Genomic DNA, 14,241 nt, shown 5'->3' with positions numbered 1-14,241 from the left:
GAGCCACCATGACCACCACCGTCACTGCAACAGAGCAGCGCGGCGATGCCCTGCTCGAACGGGCCGTCGCGCTCGGGGTTCGGAAGATCTTCACCGCGTACGAGGACGTCATCTCCGACGGCGGCGTCGACGCGCCCACAGCGATCCGGCAGGCAAGCGCCGTTGCGGTCGTCCGCAACCCGTGGATCGGGCAGGGCAAGCTCGCCGACCTCACCGAAGCGACCGCCGAGGTCGCGCCGGTCGTCGCAAAGCTCCTCAGCGACCGACTCCTCGCTGCCCTCGGTGGCGCCGGCAAGGTCGAGGCCTTCGGCAAGGCGGCGGTTGTCGGACTCGAGGGCGAGATCGAGCACGCTGGTGCCCTCATCCACACCCCGTACTTCGGGAACCTGCTGCGCGAGTTCCTCGAGGGCACCTCGATCATCTGCTTCTCCGACACCAGGGCTGATGCCGGCGGCGACCTCCGTGTGCCGCTCTGGCACAAGACTGCGGCCGCGACGCGCAGCCACTACCAATCGCTCGACGTGCACCTCGCGGATGCGCCGCACCGCGATGAGATCGCGGTCATCGCGGTCGCCTCCTCTGGACCCCGCCCACATCCCCGAATCGGCGACCGCACGACTGACGTGCCGGTCACCTCGGACATCCTGAAAGGAATCACCGCATGAAGGTTCGCAGAGTCATCACCATCGTCGACGAGACGCTCATCGAGGGAGGCCGTGAGGTCTCGCCGGCGGCACGCACAGCGGTCGTCGCGGCGATCATCGACAACCCGTGGGCTGGCCAGGGCTTCGTCGAGGACCTGACCGCGGGCATCGACGCGGTCGCCTCCGAGCTCGGGGAGCTGCTCGCACCCCGCGTCATCGAGGCGCTCGGCGCTCCGCTCGAGGCCTACGGCAAGGCGGCGATCATCGGCCTGAACGGCGAGGTCGAGCACGGGTCGGCGCTGATCCACACGCTCAAGTTCGGCGATCACTTCCGCAAGGCGGCGAACGCGAGCACGCTGCTCCCCGCCGTCGAGAAGCGCGGGCCGGCCGGAGTGGCCTTCGACATCCCCCTCAAGCACTTCACCGACGCGACCATCCGCTCGCACCACCAGTCGTTCGAGGTGCGCATCGCGGATGCGCCGCACCCGGACGAGATCCTCATCGCGCTGGCAGGCGCGGCGCAGGGACGCCCGCAGCAGCGGCTCGCGGCGCTCTCCACCGAGCTCTAGGGGAGCGACCGTGAGCTCGACCCAGGCGCAGCAGACCCCCATCGTGCTGCTGCACGGTGTGGGGCTCGACCGCACGATGTGGGCCCCGGTCGAGGCCCTGCTCGGCGAGCGGGCCGTCGCTCTCGATCTTCCCGGCCACGGAGCCCAGCCCCCGCTGCGCGCACCAACCTCGCTCGCCGACTTCGCGGCCGACATCGAACGGCGACTGCCTGACGGGCCGATCCACCTCGTCGGCTTCTCGCTCGGCGCGCTCGCCGCACAGCACATCGCGAGCCGCGCACCGGAGCGCGTCGCGACGCTCACCTGCGTCAGCTCGGTCTGCCGACGCACACCGGATGAACGTGCCGCGGTGCTCGAGCGTCTCGCGTCGGCGCGCACCGACTTCGGCGCGACCGTCGAGCGGTCGCTCGAACGCTGGTACTCGGGCAGCGGCGTGAGCGCTTCGACGATCGCCGAGACGAGGCGAGTGCTCGAGGCCAACGACGTCGAGTCGTTCGGGCACGCGTACGAGATCTTCGCGACCGGCGACCAGCAGGTGTCGGACGCGCTCGGCGCGATCACGGCGCCGACCCTCGCCATCACGGGGGAGCTCGACCCAGGATCGACCCCGGACATGACCCGCAGGCTGGCCGACGCCATCCCCGGCACGCGAACCCAAGTCGTCCCCGGCGTGCGGCACATGCTCCCGGTCGAAGCACCTTCCACGCTCGTCGACGAGCTCGAAGCGCTCATCGGCGACGCAGAACTCTCCATCCAACGGCATCACGAAGGAGCACACCATGACTGACCGCTACGGACACTTCATCGATGGGTCCTGGCGCGACCCCGCAGGCGGCGCCTACTTCGAGAGCATCAACCCGGCGACCCTCGAGGTGCTCTACGAGGCGGCCCGCGGCGATGCGGCCGACGTCGAGCTGGCCGTCGCCGCCGCGCGACGCGCGTTCGAGGCGCCCAGCTGGAGCAGCCTCACCGCGACGCAGCGAGGGAAGCTCCTCCGGCGTCTCGGCGACCTCGTCGCCCAGAACGCCGACGAGCTCGCCCGCCTCGAGAGCCTCGACAACGGCAAGCTCCTCCGCGAGATGCGCGGCCAGCTCGCCTCACTGCCCGAGTACCTCTACTACTACGGCGGTCTCGCCGACAAGATCCAGGGCTCGCAGATCCCGACCAGCAACCTGCAGATCCTCAACTACACGCAGCACGAGCCGCTCGGCGTCGTCGGCGCGATCACGCCCTGGAACTCCCCGCTCACGCTCACGACCTCCAAGCTCGCCCCGGCGCTCGCCGCAGGGAACACCGTGGTCATCAAGCCGAGCGAGTACACGTCGCGCACCGTGCTCCGCTTCGCGCAGCTCGCGAGCGAGGCAGGCTTCCCCGACGGCGTCGTCAACGTCGTCACGGGCTTCGGGGCAGAGGCGGGCGCCGCGCTCGTCGAGAACCCCACCATCGCGAAGATCTCCTTCACTGGGTCGACTCGCACGGGCTCCGCGATCGCGGCGAGCGCCGCGGCCCGGTTCATCGGGTGCACGCTGGAGCTCGGCGGCAAGAGCCCGAACATCGTCTTCGACGACGCGAACATCGAGAACGCGGCGATGGGCGTCATCGCCGGCATCTACGCGGCCGCGGGGCAGACGTGCATCGCCGGGAGCCGCGTCTTCGCCCACAGGTCCGTCTACGACGAGCTGCTCGAGCGCGTCTCGACGCGGGCGAAGTCGATCGTCATCGGCGACCCCCTCGACGACGCGACCGAGCTGGGGCCCCTCGCGTTCGGCGACCAGCTCGAGAAGGTCCGCTCCTACGTCGGCATCGGCGTCGACGAGGGTGCAACCCTCTACGCGGGCGGCGGCAGACCCGACGTGGCCCTCCCCGGCTACTACTTCGAGCCGACCGTGCTCACCGACGTGACCAACAGCATGCGCGTCGTCCGCGAGGAGATCTTCGGACCGGTCGCCGCGATCATGCCCTTCGACACCGAGGATGAGGTCGTCGGCCTCGCCAACGACACCGAGTTCGGCCTCGCCGCCGGCGTCTGGACACAGAACCTCGCGAGGGCGCACCGCATGTCACGCCGACTCGAGGCGGGAACGATCTGGGTCAACACCTACCGCGCCATGTCGCCCATGTCACCGAGGCAGGGCTTCAAGAGCTCCGGCGTCGGCATCGAGCACGGCATCGAGTCGATGCACGAGTACACGCGCCTCAAGAGCGTGTGGATCAACACCGACGAGTCACCCGTCGCCGACCCCTTCGTGATGCGGGGGTAGGGGCCATGCCACTCATCGACATCTCGATCGCCAAGGGGCGCACACCCGAGCAGCTCCGCGCCCTCATCGACGGCGTCCACCGCGTCGCCGAAGAGACCGTCGGGGCCGCGCCCGAGAACATTACGGTCGTCGTCCGCGAGATCGAGCACGAGCACTGGTCGCGCGGCAACACGACGATCGCAGAACGAGCCCGCCGCAGCTGACCGCGGAGCACATCCACTCTCGAAAGGACACGACAATGCGTTTCTCTCTGTTCATCCACATGGAGCGCTGGGACGACTCCGTCAGCACCGAGCAGCTGTTCGCGGAGCTCGTCGAGCTGACGCTCCTCGCGGAGGAAGCCGGCTTCAGCACGGTGTGGATCGGCGAGCACCACTCCATGGAGTACACGATCTCGCCGAGCCCCATGCCGCAGCTCGCATACCTCGCAGCAGTCACGACGAGGATCCGGCTCGGCGCCGGCACGATCATCGCCCCGTTCTGGAACCCGCTGCGCGTGGCCGGCGAGACGGCGCTGCTCGACGTCATCAGCGGCGGCCGCGCAGAGGTGGGGCTCGCCCGAGGTGCGTACCAGTTCGAGTTCGACCGCCTGGCCGGTGGCATGCCGGGCAAGGAGGGCGGGCAGCACCTGCGCGAGCTCATCCCCGCCGTCCGCGAGCTGTGGCAGGGCGACTACGCGCACGACGGCGAGATCTGGCAGTTCCCCGTCTCGACGAGCGTGCCCAAACCCGTTCAGCGGCCGACGCCGCCCATGTGGGTGGCGGCCCGCGACCCCGACACGCACGACTTCGCCGTCGCCAACGGCTGCAACGTCATGGTGACGCCGCTCATGAAGGGCGACGAGGAAGTCGCCGACCTCGTGAGCAAGTTCGAGACGGCCGTCGCCAACCATCCGGAGGTTGCACGCCCCGACATCATGGTGCTGCGCCACACCTACGTGCACGACGACGCCGACCCGGAGGGGTGGCGTCCGGCAGCCGAGGGCGTCAACAAGTTCTACCGCACGTTCGATGCCTGGTTCGGCAACAAGACCGACCCCGTCGACGGGTTCCTCGAGCCGAGCCCTGAGGCGAAGTTCGCCGAACGGCCCGAGTTCACGCCCGAGGCGCTCCACAAGACCGCGATGATCGGCACGGCGGATGAGGTCATCGCTCGGCTGCGCGAGTACGAGGCGCTCGGCGTCGACGAGTTCAGCTTCTGGAGTGACAACTCGCTCTCACACGAGCAGAAGAAGCGCTCGCTCGAGCTGTTCATCGAGAAGGTCGTCCCGGAGTTCTCGTAGGACCTCCGCGAGACGGTGGACAGGCGGGCGGGTGCGGACACGCATCCGCCCGCAGGTGCGCCACCGGCCTCCGCTGTGGCGAGGCGCATCTCCGGCACCAGGGGGAGGGATGTCAGCCGCCAGGGGGAAGCACGGCCCGCGTCGGCTCCGTAGCGTTGAGCGCAACGGAAACGACGATGGGAGATGACATGGACAGCACGCAGCAGGACGGCACTCGAGGTGGCGGCGCCAACGGCTCGACCCAGATGGGGACCGGCATCGCTGTCGGACTCGCGATCGGCGTCGCCCTCGCCCTCATCCTCGACAGCTGGGCGATCGGCCTCGACCTCGGGCTCGTCCTCGGCATCGTGACGGGTGCGATCCTCGCCCGCCTGGCCAAGCGCGGCGGGCGTCCGGGAGCCCCTCGACCTGAGGACCCCCGTCCGGGCGCTACGCCTTCGGGCTCGTGAGCCGCGGCAGCAGCACCGGCGTCTCGCGCTTGTACGCCTCGTAGTCGGCGTCGCCGCCCCACTTCTTGTCGGCCTTCGCCTCCAGGAGCGGCACGCCGCTGACGCGCAGGAGCAGGAGCGCGACGAAGATCGGCGAGATGAGCGCGACCCACTGCCAGCCCACCAGGACCGGCGCGGCGACGATGGCGACGCCCACCCAGAGCAGGATCTCGCCGAAGTAGTTGGGGTGGCGCGAACGCGACCAGAGGCCCGAGCGGATGAAGCGGCCCTTGTTCGCGGGATCCGCCTTGAAGGCGTTCTTCTGCAGGTCGGCAGCGACCTCGATGATGAACCCGGCCGCCCACACGACGACGCCGACGACGCCCAGCCAGCCGAACGGCTCGCGGTCGTCGGTTCCGCCCGCGATCGCGATCCAGGCCGCGGCCGCGGTGAGGCTCACCCACAGCCCCTGCATGATCCAGACGCGAAGGAAGCGCAGCTTGTCGCCCTTGATGTCGTCGAAGCGATCGTCGGAGCCGGAGCGGTGGATGCGCGCGAAGAGGAACGACCCGAGGCGGAGCGCCCACAGGATGACCATGGCGCCGAGGACCCAGGCGCGCGCATCCGGTTCGGGGGCCGCGACGAGGAGGCCGATCGTGACGACGATGAACGTCGCGCTTCCCGTGAGGTCGAAGAAGCGCTCGGTCTTCGCTGCCGCGGACGGCAGGTACACGAGGACCTGGATGAGGAAGGCCGCCGCGACCGCCCACGCGTAGAGGGGGATGCCGGCGAGCTGCGCTCCGCCCTGGCTCCCGGCGAGGGCGACGAGCGCCCCGATGAGGAGGGCGATGAGGATCGTGACGATCGTCGCCCTGTTCTTCTTGCCGGCGGTGCTGCTGCTCGCGGTGGTCTCGCTGCTCATGCTGGTGCCTCTCGAGGCGTCGGGCGCCTGGAACTGGCGCCGGGTGAACGGGGAAAGTCGGTGGGGCCGTGCGTCAGGCGTACAGGGCCGCGACGGCGTCGGTGCTGCGCTGCAGGACGGCGGCGCGCTTGAGCTTCAGCGTCGGCGTGATGAAGGTGGGGTCTTCGAGGTCGGTCGCGATGAGCGTGAAGCGTCGAACCTGCTCGCTTCGGGCGACGAGCGCGTTGGCCCGGTCGACGGCCGCCTGCACGTGGTCGCGCGCACGGGCGTCCACGACGGTGAGCAGCTCGTGGTGCGCGGGGTCCGGGTGGGTGGCGGCGGCGATCTCCGCCGAGAACTCGGCGAGCGCCTCCGGGTCGAGGATGATGAGCGCGGACAGGTAGTTGCGTCCCTCGCCGATCATGACGGCGTGCGAGACGAGCGGGTCGGACTCGACCGACGACTCCCACCTCATGGGCACGATCGTCTTGCCGTTCGAGGTGACGATGACGTCCTTGAGGCGGCCCTCCAGGATGACCCGCCCCTGCTCGTCGAGGCGGCCGAGGTCGCCGGTGCGGAAGAACCCGTCGACGAAGGCGTCGCGGTTGTGTTCCGGGTTGCGGTAGCCGCTGAAGACGCCGATGCCGCGGGCGAGGATCTCGCCGTCGTCGCTGATGCGGACCGTGGACCCGGGGAGCGGCCGGCCGACGGTGCCGGAGCGGATGTCGTTCGGCAGGTTGCCGGTGAGCGGCGCCGTGGTCTCGGTGAGGCCGTAGCCCTCGATGACGGGCACGCCGATGCCGCCGAAGAACAGGGACAGCTCGGCATCGAGCGTGGCGCCGCCGGAGAGGATGTGGGTGACGCGGCCGCCCATGACCTCGCGGAGGCGGCTGAAGAAGAGCCGGTCGAAGGCGCCGTGGCGGAGGCGCAGACCCATCGGCGCACGCGTCGTCGGGCTGGCGGTCTCGCGGAACGCGCCCCACTGCACCGCCGTGCGCTGCGCCGAAGCCCAGACCTTGCCGAGGCCCTTGGCCGCGGCCTTGGCCCCCGCGGCGGCCTGGATCTTCTGCAGCACTCGAGGCACGACGACAAGGAATGTCGGCGTGAGCTGCCCGAGCGTTCCCACGACAGCGGCCGGGTCGGCGAGGTGGGCGATGCGCATGCCGCTGGCGAGGCAGATGAGCTGCAGGCCTCGCGCGAGCACGTGGGCGAGGGGCAGGAAGATGATCGTGTTGCCGGCAGGGTGCACGACCTCGCCGTAGGCGGCCGCGATGTTGAGCACCTGTCCGAGGAAGTTCTCATGCGTGAGGACGGCGCCCTTGGGCTCGCCGGTGGTCCCGGAGGTGTAGACGATCGTCGCGGGGGAGTCGGGCGTCGCGAGCAGTCGGCGCTCCTCGAGCGCCTCATCCGCCACACCGGCCCCGAGCGCGGCGAGGCGGTCGAGGTCGTGTCCCTCGTTCCGGCCAGAGGTCGCATCCATCGACCAGACGCCGAGGGCGTCCCTGCCGCGCTCGGTGAGCGGTTCCTCAAGGAGACGCACGTGCTGCGCGCTGCCGCCGAACGCGAGGACGACGCGGGCGTCGTGGATGATCGCGGAGACCTGCGTGGGCGCCGAGGTCTCGTAGATGGGCACGACGACGGCCCCGGCGAACCAGACCGCCAGATCGGCGACGGCCCACTCGTACCGGGTGGGTGCCATGATCGCGATCGAATCACCGGGGCGCACGCCAAGGGCGATGAGGCCCTTCGCGACGGCCCGGACCGCGTCGGTGTACTCGCGCGTGGAGACCTGACGCCAGGGAGCCGAGCGGTCAGCGGAGTCGCTCGGCACGTCGAATGCGGCGTGATCTGGCGCGACTTCCAGGCGTCGGACGAGCAGGTCGGTCACATTTCGGTACGTGCCCGCGGATCCGATGGTCTCGGGGCCCACAAGGAGGGGGGTGGTTGATTCCAGCACTGCAGCCGCCTTTCGCGCGCCGGGTCACTTCACCCGTGTTCGAGGAGATTCGGAGCAGGGGGGCCGGTGGATTGGACCGTATCGCAAACCTCGGCCACTCGGGCGCGACCCGCCGCAAGTAGCTAGGCGGACTAGGTATCAGGCCACCTGCGCTGCAGACCGACGCTCTGAGTGGCTCTCGGGGTGGCTCTCGCGGTTGCTCCGAGGCCGACGGATGAGCGCGTCCGCCGCCCAGCGGCCCCCACCGGTCAGCACGAGCGCGATGCCGACGAGCGCCAGCACGAGCACGAACTCGTACCCGCCGTCCTGGGCGAAGAAGCCAGCAGTGAAGTGCACGGTGAACATGGCCCCCAGGGAGACGATCGTGAGCAGCGCGGCGGCGACTCGCGTGAACAGCCCGACGATGAGCAGGGCGCCGGCGACGATCTCGACGAAGGGGAGCGCAGCCCCGGCGACGTCCGCGAGGGGGATGCCGAGGCCGCCGAGCATCTCCTGCACGCCGCCGATCCCGGTCGTCGTGAGCTTCTGGATGCCGTGCAGCAGCATGGTGGCGCCGAGGGCGAGTCGGAGGATGAGCAGTGCGGCGTTCGCTGAAGATGACATGCGCTCGACGGTAGGAAGGCCCCTCAGCTGAATGCTGAGAGGGGCGGCCGACCGTGCCACCGCGAAACCCGGGGAACGACCCGGGTCATGAGTTCGGCAAGAGAAACGCCGTTCACGGAACCAGTCACGCGCCGTTGAACGCAGTGCCTGCGCGTGGAAGGCCCGAGCGCGGCCCCGTTCAGTACGTACCAGCGCGTATGAGGTTGCTATGACTCTCTCAGCCCGCGCGCTCCCGGGTGTGGCGGGCCACGTCAGCCAGCCAGCGGTTCGATCTTCGTGCCCGTCTCGCTCGCCTTGCCGAACTTCGGGGACGCGCCAACGAACGTGCAGCCGTGGAACGTGGTGGCCGCATTGAACTTCGCGCCGGTGAAGCTGCAGTCGATGAACCGCGTGTTGGTGAACTCCGCCCCCGACAGCTCCGCGCCGTCGAAGGTGCAGTTCGAGAAGACGGTTCCTGGCACAGCGCGGAGGCGGCGCAGCTTCGAGTCGGCGAACGAGCAGTCCGACACCTCGGGTCCGATGGACGCCTGCGGGATGTTCGCCCCCGTGAAGGTGCAGGCCCGCAGAGCACCCTCGAGTCGTGCGTGCGCCGCGACCTTCGCGTGCTCGAAGCGGACGTGCGTGAGCGTGCTGTCCCGGACGGTGAGGCCGCCCGTGAAACCGCTCGCGTCGACCTTGGAGACCTCGAGGTGGGTGATGCTCACGCCGAGGCTGCCGGCCTGCAGCCCTCGGAGGTCGGTCACCGAGGATGCCGGATCGTGCCAGCTCGGCGTGATGCGATGCGGCCCTGGAACCACCTCGGAGAGCCGCGCGAGCTGGGTCCGCAGCGACGAGAGCTCCGAGGAGGTCCAGCGGTCGCGCAGGATCTTGCTGTCGGCGGCACTCATGCCGTCGAGCGTACTTGCCACGCGATGACTATCTTGGTGAGCGAGGCGATCAGATGAGTGCACAGGAGAAGGACCGGCTGGCCGCGTGGAGCAGCGAGCTGAGGGCCGTCCACGCGCGGCTGCGCAAGGCCCTCGCCGTCACGCGTGAGGCAGTGAAGCGCGGCGACCCGGCTGAGCCCGCCACCCGCGACCTGCTGCTGTACTGCCACGGCTTCTGCACCGCGCTCGACGGTCACCATCGGGGCGAGGACCGCGAGCTGTTCCCCGCGATCGCTGCGGCGCATCCCGAGCTGCGCGACACGCTCGCCCGCCTGCAGCAGGACCACTCGATGATCGGCCACCTCATCTCCGGGCTGCAGGCGTCCGTGGATGCGGGGGAGTCGCCGAGCGAGCTGGACCGGCACCTGGAGGGCATCGCGGCGATCATGGAGTCGCACTTCCGCTACGAGGAGCGCCAGCTGCTCGGGGTGCTGGAGACACTGGCTCTCGACGCAGACCCGGCGGCAGTGCTCGGACCCCTGTAGCGCGGTGGCGAGGCGACAGGCCACTCCGAGCGGGCCGGGTAGTGCTCAGCGCTGACCCTCACCGCCGCCCTCCGCCTACGCGCGGTGCGAGGTCCAGGCAGCCCAGAGTTCGCGGTACGGTCCCTCGATCTCGAGCAGCTCGTCGTGCGTTCCATCTTCGACGACCCGGCCGTGCTCCATGACGAGCACCCGCTCGGCGCTGCTCGCCTGCGACAGGTGGTGGGCGATGGTCACGACCGTCCGCCCGGCGAGCGCCCGCCCCGCGGCGGCCTCCAGGTCGCGAGCGTCGGCGGTGTCGGCATCCGCCGTCGCCTCGTCGAGGATCACGATCGGCGCCCGCGTCACGAGCGCACGCGCGAGGGCGAGGCGGTGCGCATCCGTTGCGCTCACCTCTGCGTTGCCCTCGCCGATCATCGTGTCGAGTCCGTCGCTGAAGGTGTGCCGCCAGCGGGGGCCCGCGACCGACTCGAGCGCATCCCGCAGCTCGTCGTCGCTCGCCGACTCCCTCGCGATGAGCAGGTTGTGGCGGAGGGTGCCGGAGAAGACGTGCACGTCCTGGCTCACCATGACGATGCGACTCGCGCGTTCGAGCTCGCTCATCTCTGCCGGATCGAGGCCGCCGACGTCGACGCGCCCATCGCGCACCTCGAGGAGGCCCATGAGCACGCGGGCGAGCGTGCTCTTGCCGGCGCCGGACGAACCGACCACGGCAACCCGCTGGCCGGCGGGGATGCGCAGCTCGTCGATCCAGAGCACGACCGGGCGCCCGGGGTAGGCGGCCTCCACGGACTCGAGGGCGATCTCGGGGGCCGGCGGTTCGCCAGCGGCGGCGCTGGCGATCGCCGCGCCCGCGTTCGCGAGGCTCTCCCCGAGGGCAACGCGCACACGCGGCTGCTCGTCCGGTGGGACCGGCGCCAGCTGGATGACACCCGCGACGCGAGCGAGCGAGGCGCCAGCCGACTGCAGGTCGTCGACGAGCATGAGCAGCGAGATGAAGGGGCCGAACAAGGCCTGGAAGAGCAGCGCCGCCGTCGTGACCTCGCCGATCGTGGCGGCGCCGGTGAACGCGAGCCACGCCCCGACGAGGAGCACGGACGTCAGCCCGACCGCCTCCGCCATGTTCATGCGGAACCCGAACCGGCTCTGCACGATGCGGGTGCGCAGCGCCCACCTGAGCACGTTCCAGGAGCGGTTGCGGATGCGCTCCGTGACGGCCCCGCCCCAGCCGTAGGCGTGCACGGTGGGGAGCGCCTGGATCGCGGAGACCATCTCGCGGGACCGCGACGCGATGGCGACGCGTTCCGCGGCGTAGAGGCGCGGCGCCTTCCGCAGGTAGCGCCAGAGCGCGAACGCGTGCACCGGAACGACCGTCACCATGGCGAGCAGGAAGAGCGGATTCAGCACGGCGAGCCCGACGCCCGTCGCGACGACCGCCAGGCCGGCGGACACGACCGCGGGGACGGCGCCCGTCGTGACCTCACCGACCGTGTCGACGTCGTCGGTTGCCCTCGAGACGAGCTCGCCGTCGGCGACCTCGTCCACCAGCACGGCGGGGAGGGCGAGCGACGCCGCCACGAAGTCCTCGCGGAGCCGTGCGAGCGCCGTCTCCAGGACCGCGGCGAGCGCCATCGAACCCAGCGCTCCGAGCGCCGCGCTGCCAGCGACGCCGGCGAGCAGCATGAGGGCGACCTCGACGAGGCTCCGGTCGACGCCCGTGACGGCATCGACGAGGCGCCCGAGCCCCGCTGGGACCAGCAGGGCAGCCGCCGCGGCCGCGCCGAGCAGCACGATCGCGAGCACGAGCATCCACGGGCGCAGCGTCAGCAGGTGCCAGGCGAGGCGCGCGGAGCGCTTCCCCGTCGCGATGGGGAGCCCTGATGCGGCGGGCTGCTCCGGTGCGGTGGGCTGCTCGGGTGCCGTGGGGTGGGGCTCTGCCTGCGAGCCCGGGGTGGTGGCGCTCACGCGATCGCCTCCGCGTAGTCGGCGTTGGTCGCGAGCAGCTCGTCGTGGCTGCCTTCGGCGGCGAGGGCGCCGTCGCGGACGACCAGCACGCGGTGCGCGCGCACGAGCAGCTGCGGGTTCGAGCACACGACGACCGTGGCCCGGCTCGCGGTGGCGGCGCGCATCCGCTCGCCGATTCGCTGCTCGGTGACGGCGTCGACGGAACCGGTCGGCTCGTGGAGGACGAGCACGGGAGCTGGTGCCGCGAGGGCCCTCGCGAGGGCGAGGCGCTGGCGTTGGCCGCCGGAGAGGGTTCTGCCCGCGCCGCCGAGCGGGGTGCGGATGCCGTTGGGGAGCTGGTCGAGGACATCCGTGAACGCCGCCGCGTCGAGCGCCTCGTGCGCCTCATAGAGCGAACGGGAGGCTGCGCCGATGCCGACGACGTTGGCCGCGACGGTGCCGGGCAGCGTATGCGCGGCGTGCGGAGGCGCGGTGACCAGCTCGTGGAGGCTGCCGGCGTCGACCTCGGCGAGGGGCAGGCCGTCGATCGTGACGGATCCCTGCGTCGGGTGGATGCGACCGCCGAGGAGCTGCACGAGCTCGGCCGCCTCGTGCGCCTCAGCGACGATGCCGACGGTCTCACCTCGCTCGACGGTGAAGCTCAGGTCGCGCAGGTGCTTGCCTGCGAGCCGGGCGACGGCGAGGGCCGGCTCCGTCCCGTTTGGGCGTCGATCGTCGTCTCGCGGTTCGCCGACCCTCGTCGTGTCGACGAGCGTCTCCCGCGCGTACGGCGCCTCCAGCAGCGAGAGCACTCGCTTCGCGGAGGCCCCCGCGCGGGCCCACACCGCTCCGACGTTGACGGCGAGCGCTTCCATCGGGCCCATGACGACCTGCACGACACCCACGACGGTGATCAGCTGGCCGACCGTGATGGAGCCCTGGAACGCGAGGGCCGCGGCGATGACGCCGATCGCGACGACGAAGATGCCCGTTGCCGTGCTCGAGACGGCGACGAACCACGCCTCGGCGCGGCGCGTCGCGATCGCCGCGACGCGGGCGCGTTCGCTGGCCTCGGCATAGCTGCGCGAGGCGCGCCCCGTCGCTCCGAGGGCGGTGAGCGTGCGGAAGCCGGCGATGGCATTCGCTGCCAGCGAGGCGGAGTCTGCGGTGAGCCGCTGCTGGTCTTCGGCCCTCGCACGGAGGTGCCGCCCGAAGCGGTCGAGCAGGAGCAGGAACACGGGGCCGCCGAGGATGACGGCGAGGCCGAGCGGCCAGGCGATGCTGATGAGGACGGCCCCGGCCGCCGCGACCGCCGCCAGCTCGGCGACCGGGTGCACGAAGAGGAGGCCGCCGAACGCGACGCGCTGCACATCCGAGCCGCCGATGCCGAGCAGCTCGCCGGTGGGCCGCTGCCGGTCGCCGAAGCCGCGCGGGTCGAGGGAGCGCTCGCTGACGCGCATGCGCAACTCGTGATGGGCCCGCTGGATGCCGTTGACGAGGAAGTACACGCCCGCCCGGTACGACCAGGCGAGGAGCACGAAGACGCCGACGAGCACCGCGGCCCAGACCGCGAGCTGCGGGAGGTCGCGGTCGACGATGCCGCGGTCGATGACGAGCCCGACCACGACTGGCACTGCCACCTCGCACAGCTGGTGCGAGACGAACAGGGTGGTCGCGGGCGCCAGCCAGCGCTTCACGCCAAGCGCGGTCTGCACGATGAGGCGACGCGGTCCGGTCGTCTGAGCTGCTGCTGCTGCTGGCACGCGGCGGCCTCCTGGCGGCTTCGGTCGGGGCGCTCCGGATGCGCGAAGCCGCAACGAGCGACGCCCGTGGTGAGGGCGACCTTCCCATTTTTCCCTACAAACGCGAATTTCGCCCACTCCCCGTGGATGTGCGGGCACGTCGCGTCAGAATGAGCGCATGAATCCCAGGGACTTCGTGGTGGCGCGGCTCGACGAAGGCGGACTGCCTGACGGTGTGGAGCGCACGTATCGGCGGCTGCTCGCTCTCGCGGGCGAGGCCGTCACCGGCGGGGAGGATGACGACATCGTCGACTGGCTGCTCGGGGCCGACGAAGAGGAGAAGGCGATCGAGTACCTCTTCGGCGCGGATCCCGCCAGCGAGGGCGAGCGGCTGAGTCTGCAGCTGCTCGTGACGCTCGCGGCGACGTGGGACGAGCATCCGGACTTCGAGGCCAGCTGGCGGACCAGGCTTCCGGGCGGTGGCGGTGGCGCTGACTGAAGT

15 protein-coding genes are annotated in these 14,241 nt (G+C 70.8%); 9 read left to right on the top strand and 6 right to left on the bottom strand.

Annotation, left to right across the window (positions count from 1 at the left end):
• The first annotated feature begins 8 nt into the window (after positions 1 to 8).
• From HDC34_RS11625 to HDC34_RS11595, 7 genes are all read left to right on the top strand, one after another.
• The gene (locus HDC34_RS11625; RefSeq protein ID WP_179556951.1) at positions 9 to 665 is read left to right on the top strand and encodes an amino acid synthesis family protein; all 657 of its coding nucleotides are present in this window, start codon (positions 9 to 11) and stop codon (positions 663 to 665) included.
• Positions 662 to 1,213: an amino acid synthesis family protein gene (locus tag HDC34_RS11620; protein ID WP_104311656.1), complete on the top strand. Its 552-nt coding sequence runs from the start codon at positions 662 to 664 to the stop codon at positions 1,211 to 1,213. Before HDC34_RS11625 ends, HDC34_RS11620 begins: the two co-directional genes overlap by 4 nt.
• Before the next feature lie 10 nt (positions 1,214 to 1,223).
• Positions 1,224 to 2,000, top strand: coding sequence for an alpha/beta fold hydrolase (locus HDC34_RS11615; RefSeq protein WP_308807319.1), 777 nt, complete (start codon positions 1,224 to 1,226; stop codon positions 1,998 to 2,000).
• A complete protein-coding gene (locus tag HDC34_RS11610; RefSeq protein WP_179556949.1) occupies positions 1,993 to 3,474 on the top strand; it encodes an aldehyde dehydrogenase in 1,482 nt (493 codons plus the stop codon). Before HDC34_RS11615 ends, HDC34_RS11610 begins: the two co-directional genes overlap by 8 nt.
• A gap of 5 nt (positions 3,475 to 3,479) precedes the next feature.
• Positions 3,480 to 3,677 (top strand): 4-oxalocrotonate tautomerase family protein, encoded by a 198-nt coding sequence (locus tag HDC34_RS11605; RefSeq protein WP_104252646.1) that lies wholly within the window; start codon positions 3,480 to 3,482, stop codon positions 3,675 to 3,677.
• A 35-nt stretch (positions 3,678 to 3,712) separates the two neighbouring features.
• Positions 3,713 to 4,756 carry an LLM class flavin-dependent oxidoreductase gene (locus HDC34_RS11600; RefSeq protein ID WP_179556948.1) on the top strand — a complete coding sequence of 348 codons (1,044 nt, stop codon included), beginning with the start codon at positions 3,713 to 3,715 and terminating at the stop codon, positions 4,754 to 4,756.
• A 188-nt stretch (positions 4,757 to 4,944) separates the two neighbouring features.
• Positions 4,945 to 5,205 (top strand): hypothetical protein, encoded by a 261-nt coding sequence (locus tag HDC34_RS11595; protein WP_179556947.1) that lies wholly within the window; start codon positions 4,945 to 4,947, stop codon positions 5,203 to 5,205.
• On the opposite strand, the gene HDC34_RS11590 is transcribed toward HDC34_RS11595, so the two are convergent.
• The 4 genes from HDC34_RS11590 to HDC34_RS11575 form a co-directional block, all read right to left on the bottom strand.
• The gene (locus HDC34_RS11590; protein WP_179556946.1) at positions 5,186 to 6,106 is read right to left on the bottom strand and encodes a DUF1295 domain-containing protein; all 921 of its coding nucleotides are present in this window, start codon (positions 6,104 to 6,106) and stop codon (positions 5,186 to 5,188) included. The two genes, HDC34_RS11595 and HDC34_RS11590, sit on opposite strands and share 20 nt — an antisense overlap.
• 73 nt (positions 6,107 to 6,179) lie before the next feature.
• Positions 6,180 to 8,042 (bottom strand): long-chain fatty acid--CoA ligase, encoded by a 1,863-nt coding sequence (locus HDC34_RS11585; RefSeq protein WP_179556945.1) that lies wholly within the window; start codon positions 8,040 to 8,042, stop codon positions 6,180 to 6,182.
• A gap of 138 nt (positions 8,043 to 8,180) precedes the next feature.
• Positions 8,181 to 8,645 carry a DoxX family protein gene (locus HDC34_RS11580; RefSeq protein WP_179556944.1) on the bottom strand — a complete coding sequence of 155 codons (465 nt, stop codon included), beginning with the start codon at positions 8,643 to 8,645 and terminating at the stop codon, positions 8,181 to 8,183.
• 251 nt (positions 8,646 to 8,896) lie between these two features.
• Positions 8,897 to 9,553, bottom strand: coding sequence for a pentapeptide repeat-containing protein (locus HDC34_RS11575; protein WP_179556943.1), 657 nt, complete (start codon positions 9,551 to 9,553; stop codon positions 8,897 to 8,899).
• 32 nt (positions 9,554 to 9,585) lie between these two features.
• Here HDC34_RS11575 and HDC34_RS11570 point away from each other — a divergent pair, with 32 nt between their 5' ends.
• Positions 9,586 to 10,056 (top strand): hemerythrin domain-containing protein, encoded by a 471-nt coding sequence (locus tag HDC34_RS11570; protein ID WP_104311665.1) that lies wholly within the window; start codon positions 9,586 to 9,588, stop codon positions 10,054 to 10,056.
• Positions 10,057 to 10,131: 75 nt separating this feature from the next.
• Here HDC34_RS11570 and HDC34_RS11565 read toward each other — a convergent pair whose 3' ends face one another.
• Complete coding sequence (locus HDC34_RS11565) at positions 10,132 to 12,018, bottom strand: ABC transporter ATP-binding protein (protein WP_179556942.1); 1,887 nt, start codon at positions 12,016 to 12,018, stop codon at positions 10,132 to 10,134.
• The gene (locus HDC34_RS11560) at positions 12,015 to 13,760 is read right to left on the bottom strand and encodes an ABC transporter ATP-binding protein (protein WP_179556941.1); all 1,746 of its coding nucleotides are present in this window, start codon (positions 13,758 to 13,760) and stop codon (positions 12,015 to 12,017) included. The genes HDC34_RS11565 and HDC34_RS11560 overlap by 4 nt, the downstream gene beginning before the upstream one ends.
• Positions 13,761 to 13,917: 157 nt before the next feature.
• Between HDC34_RS11560 and HDC34_RS11555 the strand changes: the two genes are divergently transcribed.
• Positions 13,918 to 14,238 carry a hypothetical protein gene (locus HDC34_RS11555; protein ID WP_179556940.1) on the top strand — a complete coding sequence of 107 codons (321 nt, stop codon included), beginning with the start codon at positions 13,918 to 13,920 and terminating at the stop codon, positions 14,236 to 14,238.
• Positions 14,239 to 14,241: the final 3 nt, after the last annotated feature.

It is taken from the genome of Pseudoclavibacter sp. JAI123, from assembly GCF_013409665.1.
In the GTDB taxonomy this organism is placed as follows: Bacteria; Actinomycetota; Actinomycetes; order Actinomycetales; family Microbacteriaceae; genus Pseudoclavibacter.
This window is presented reverse-complemented; position numbering and strand designations above follow the sequence as displayed.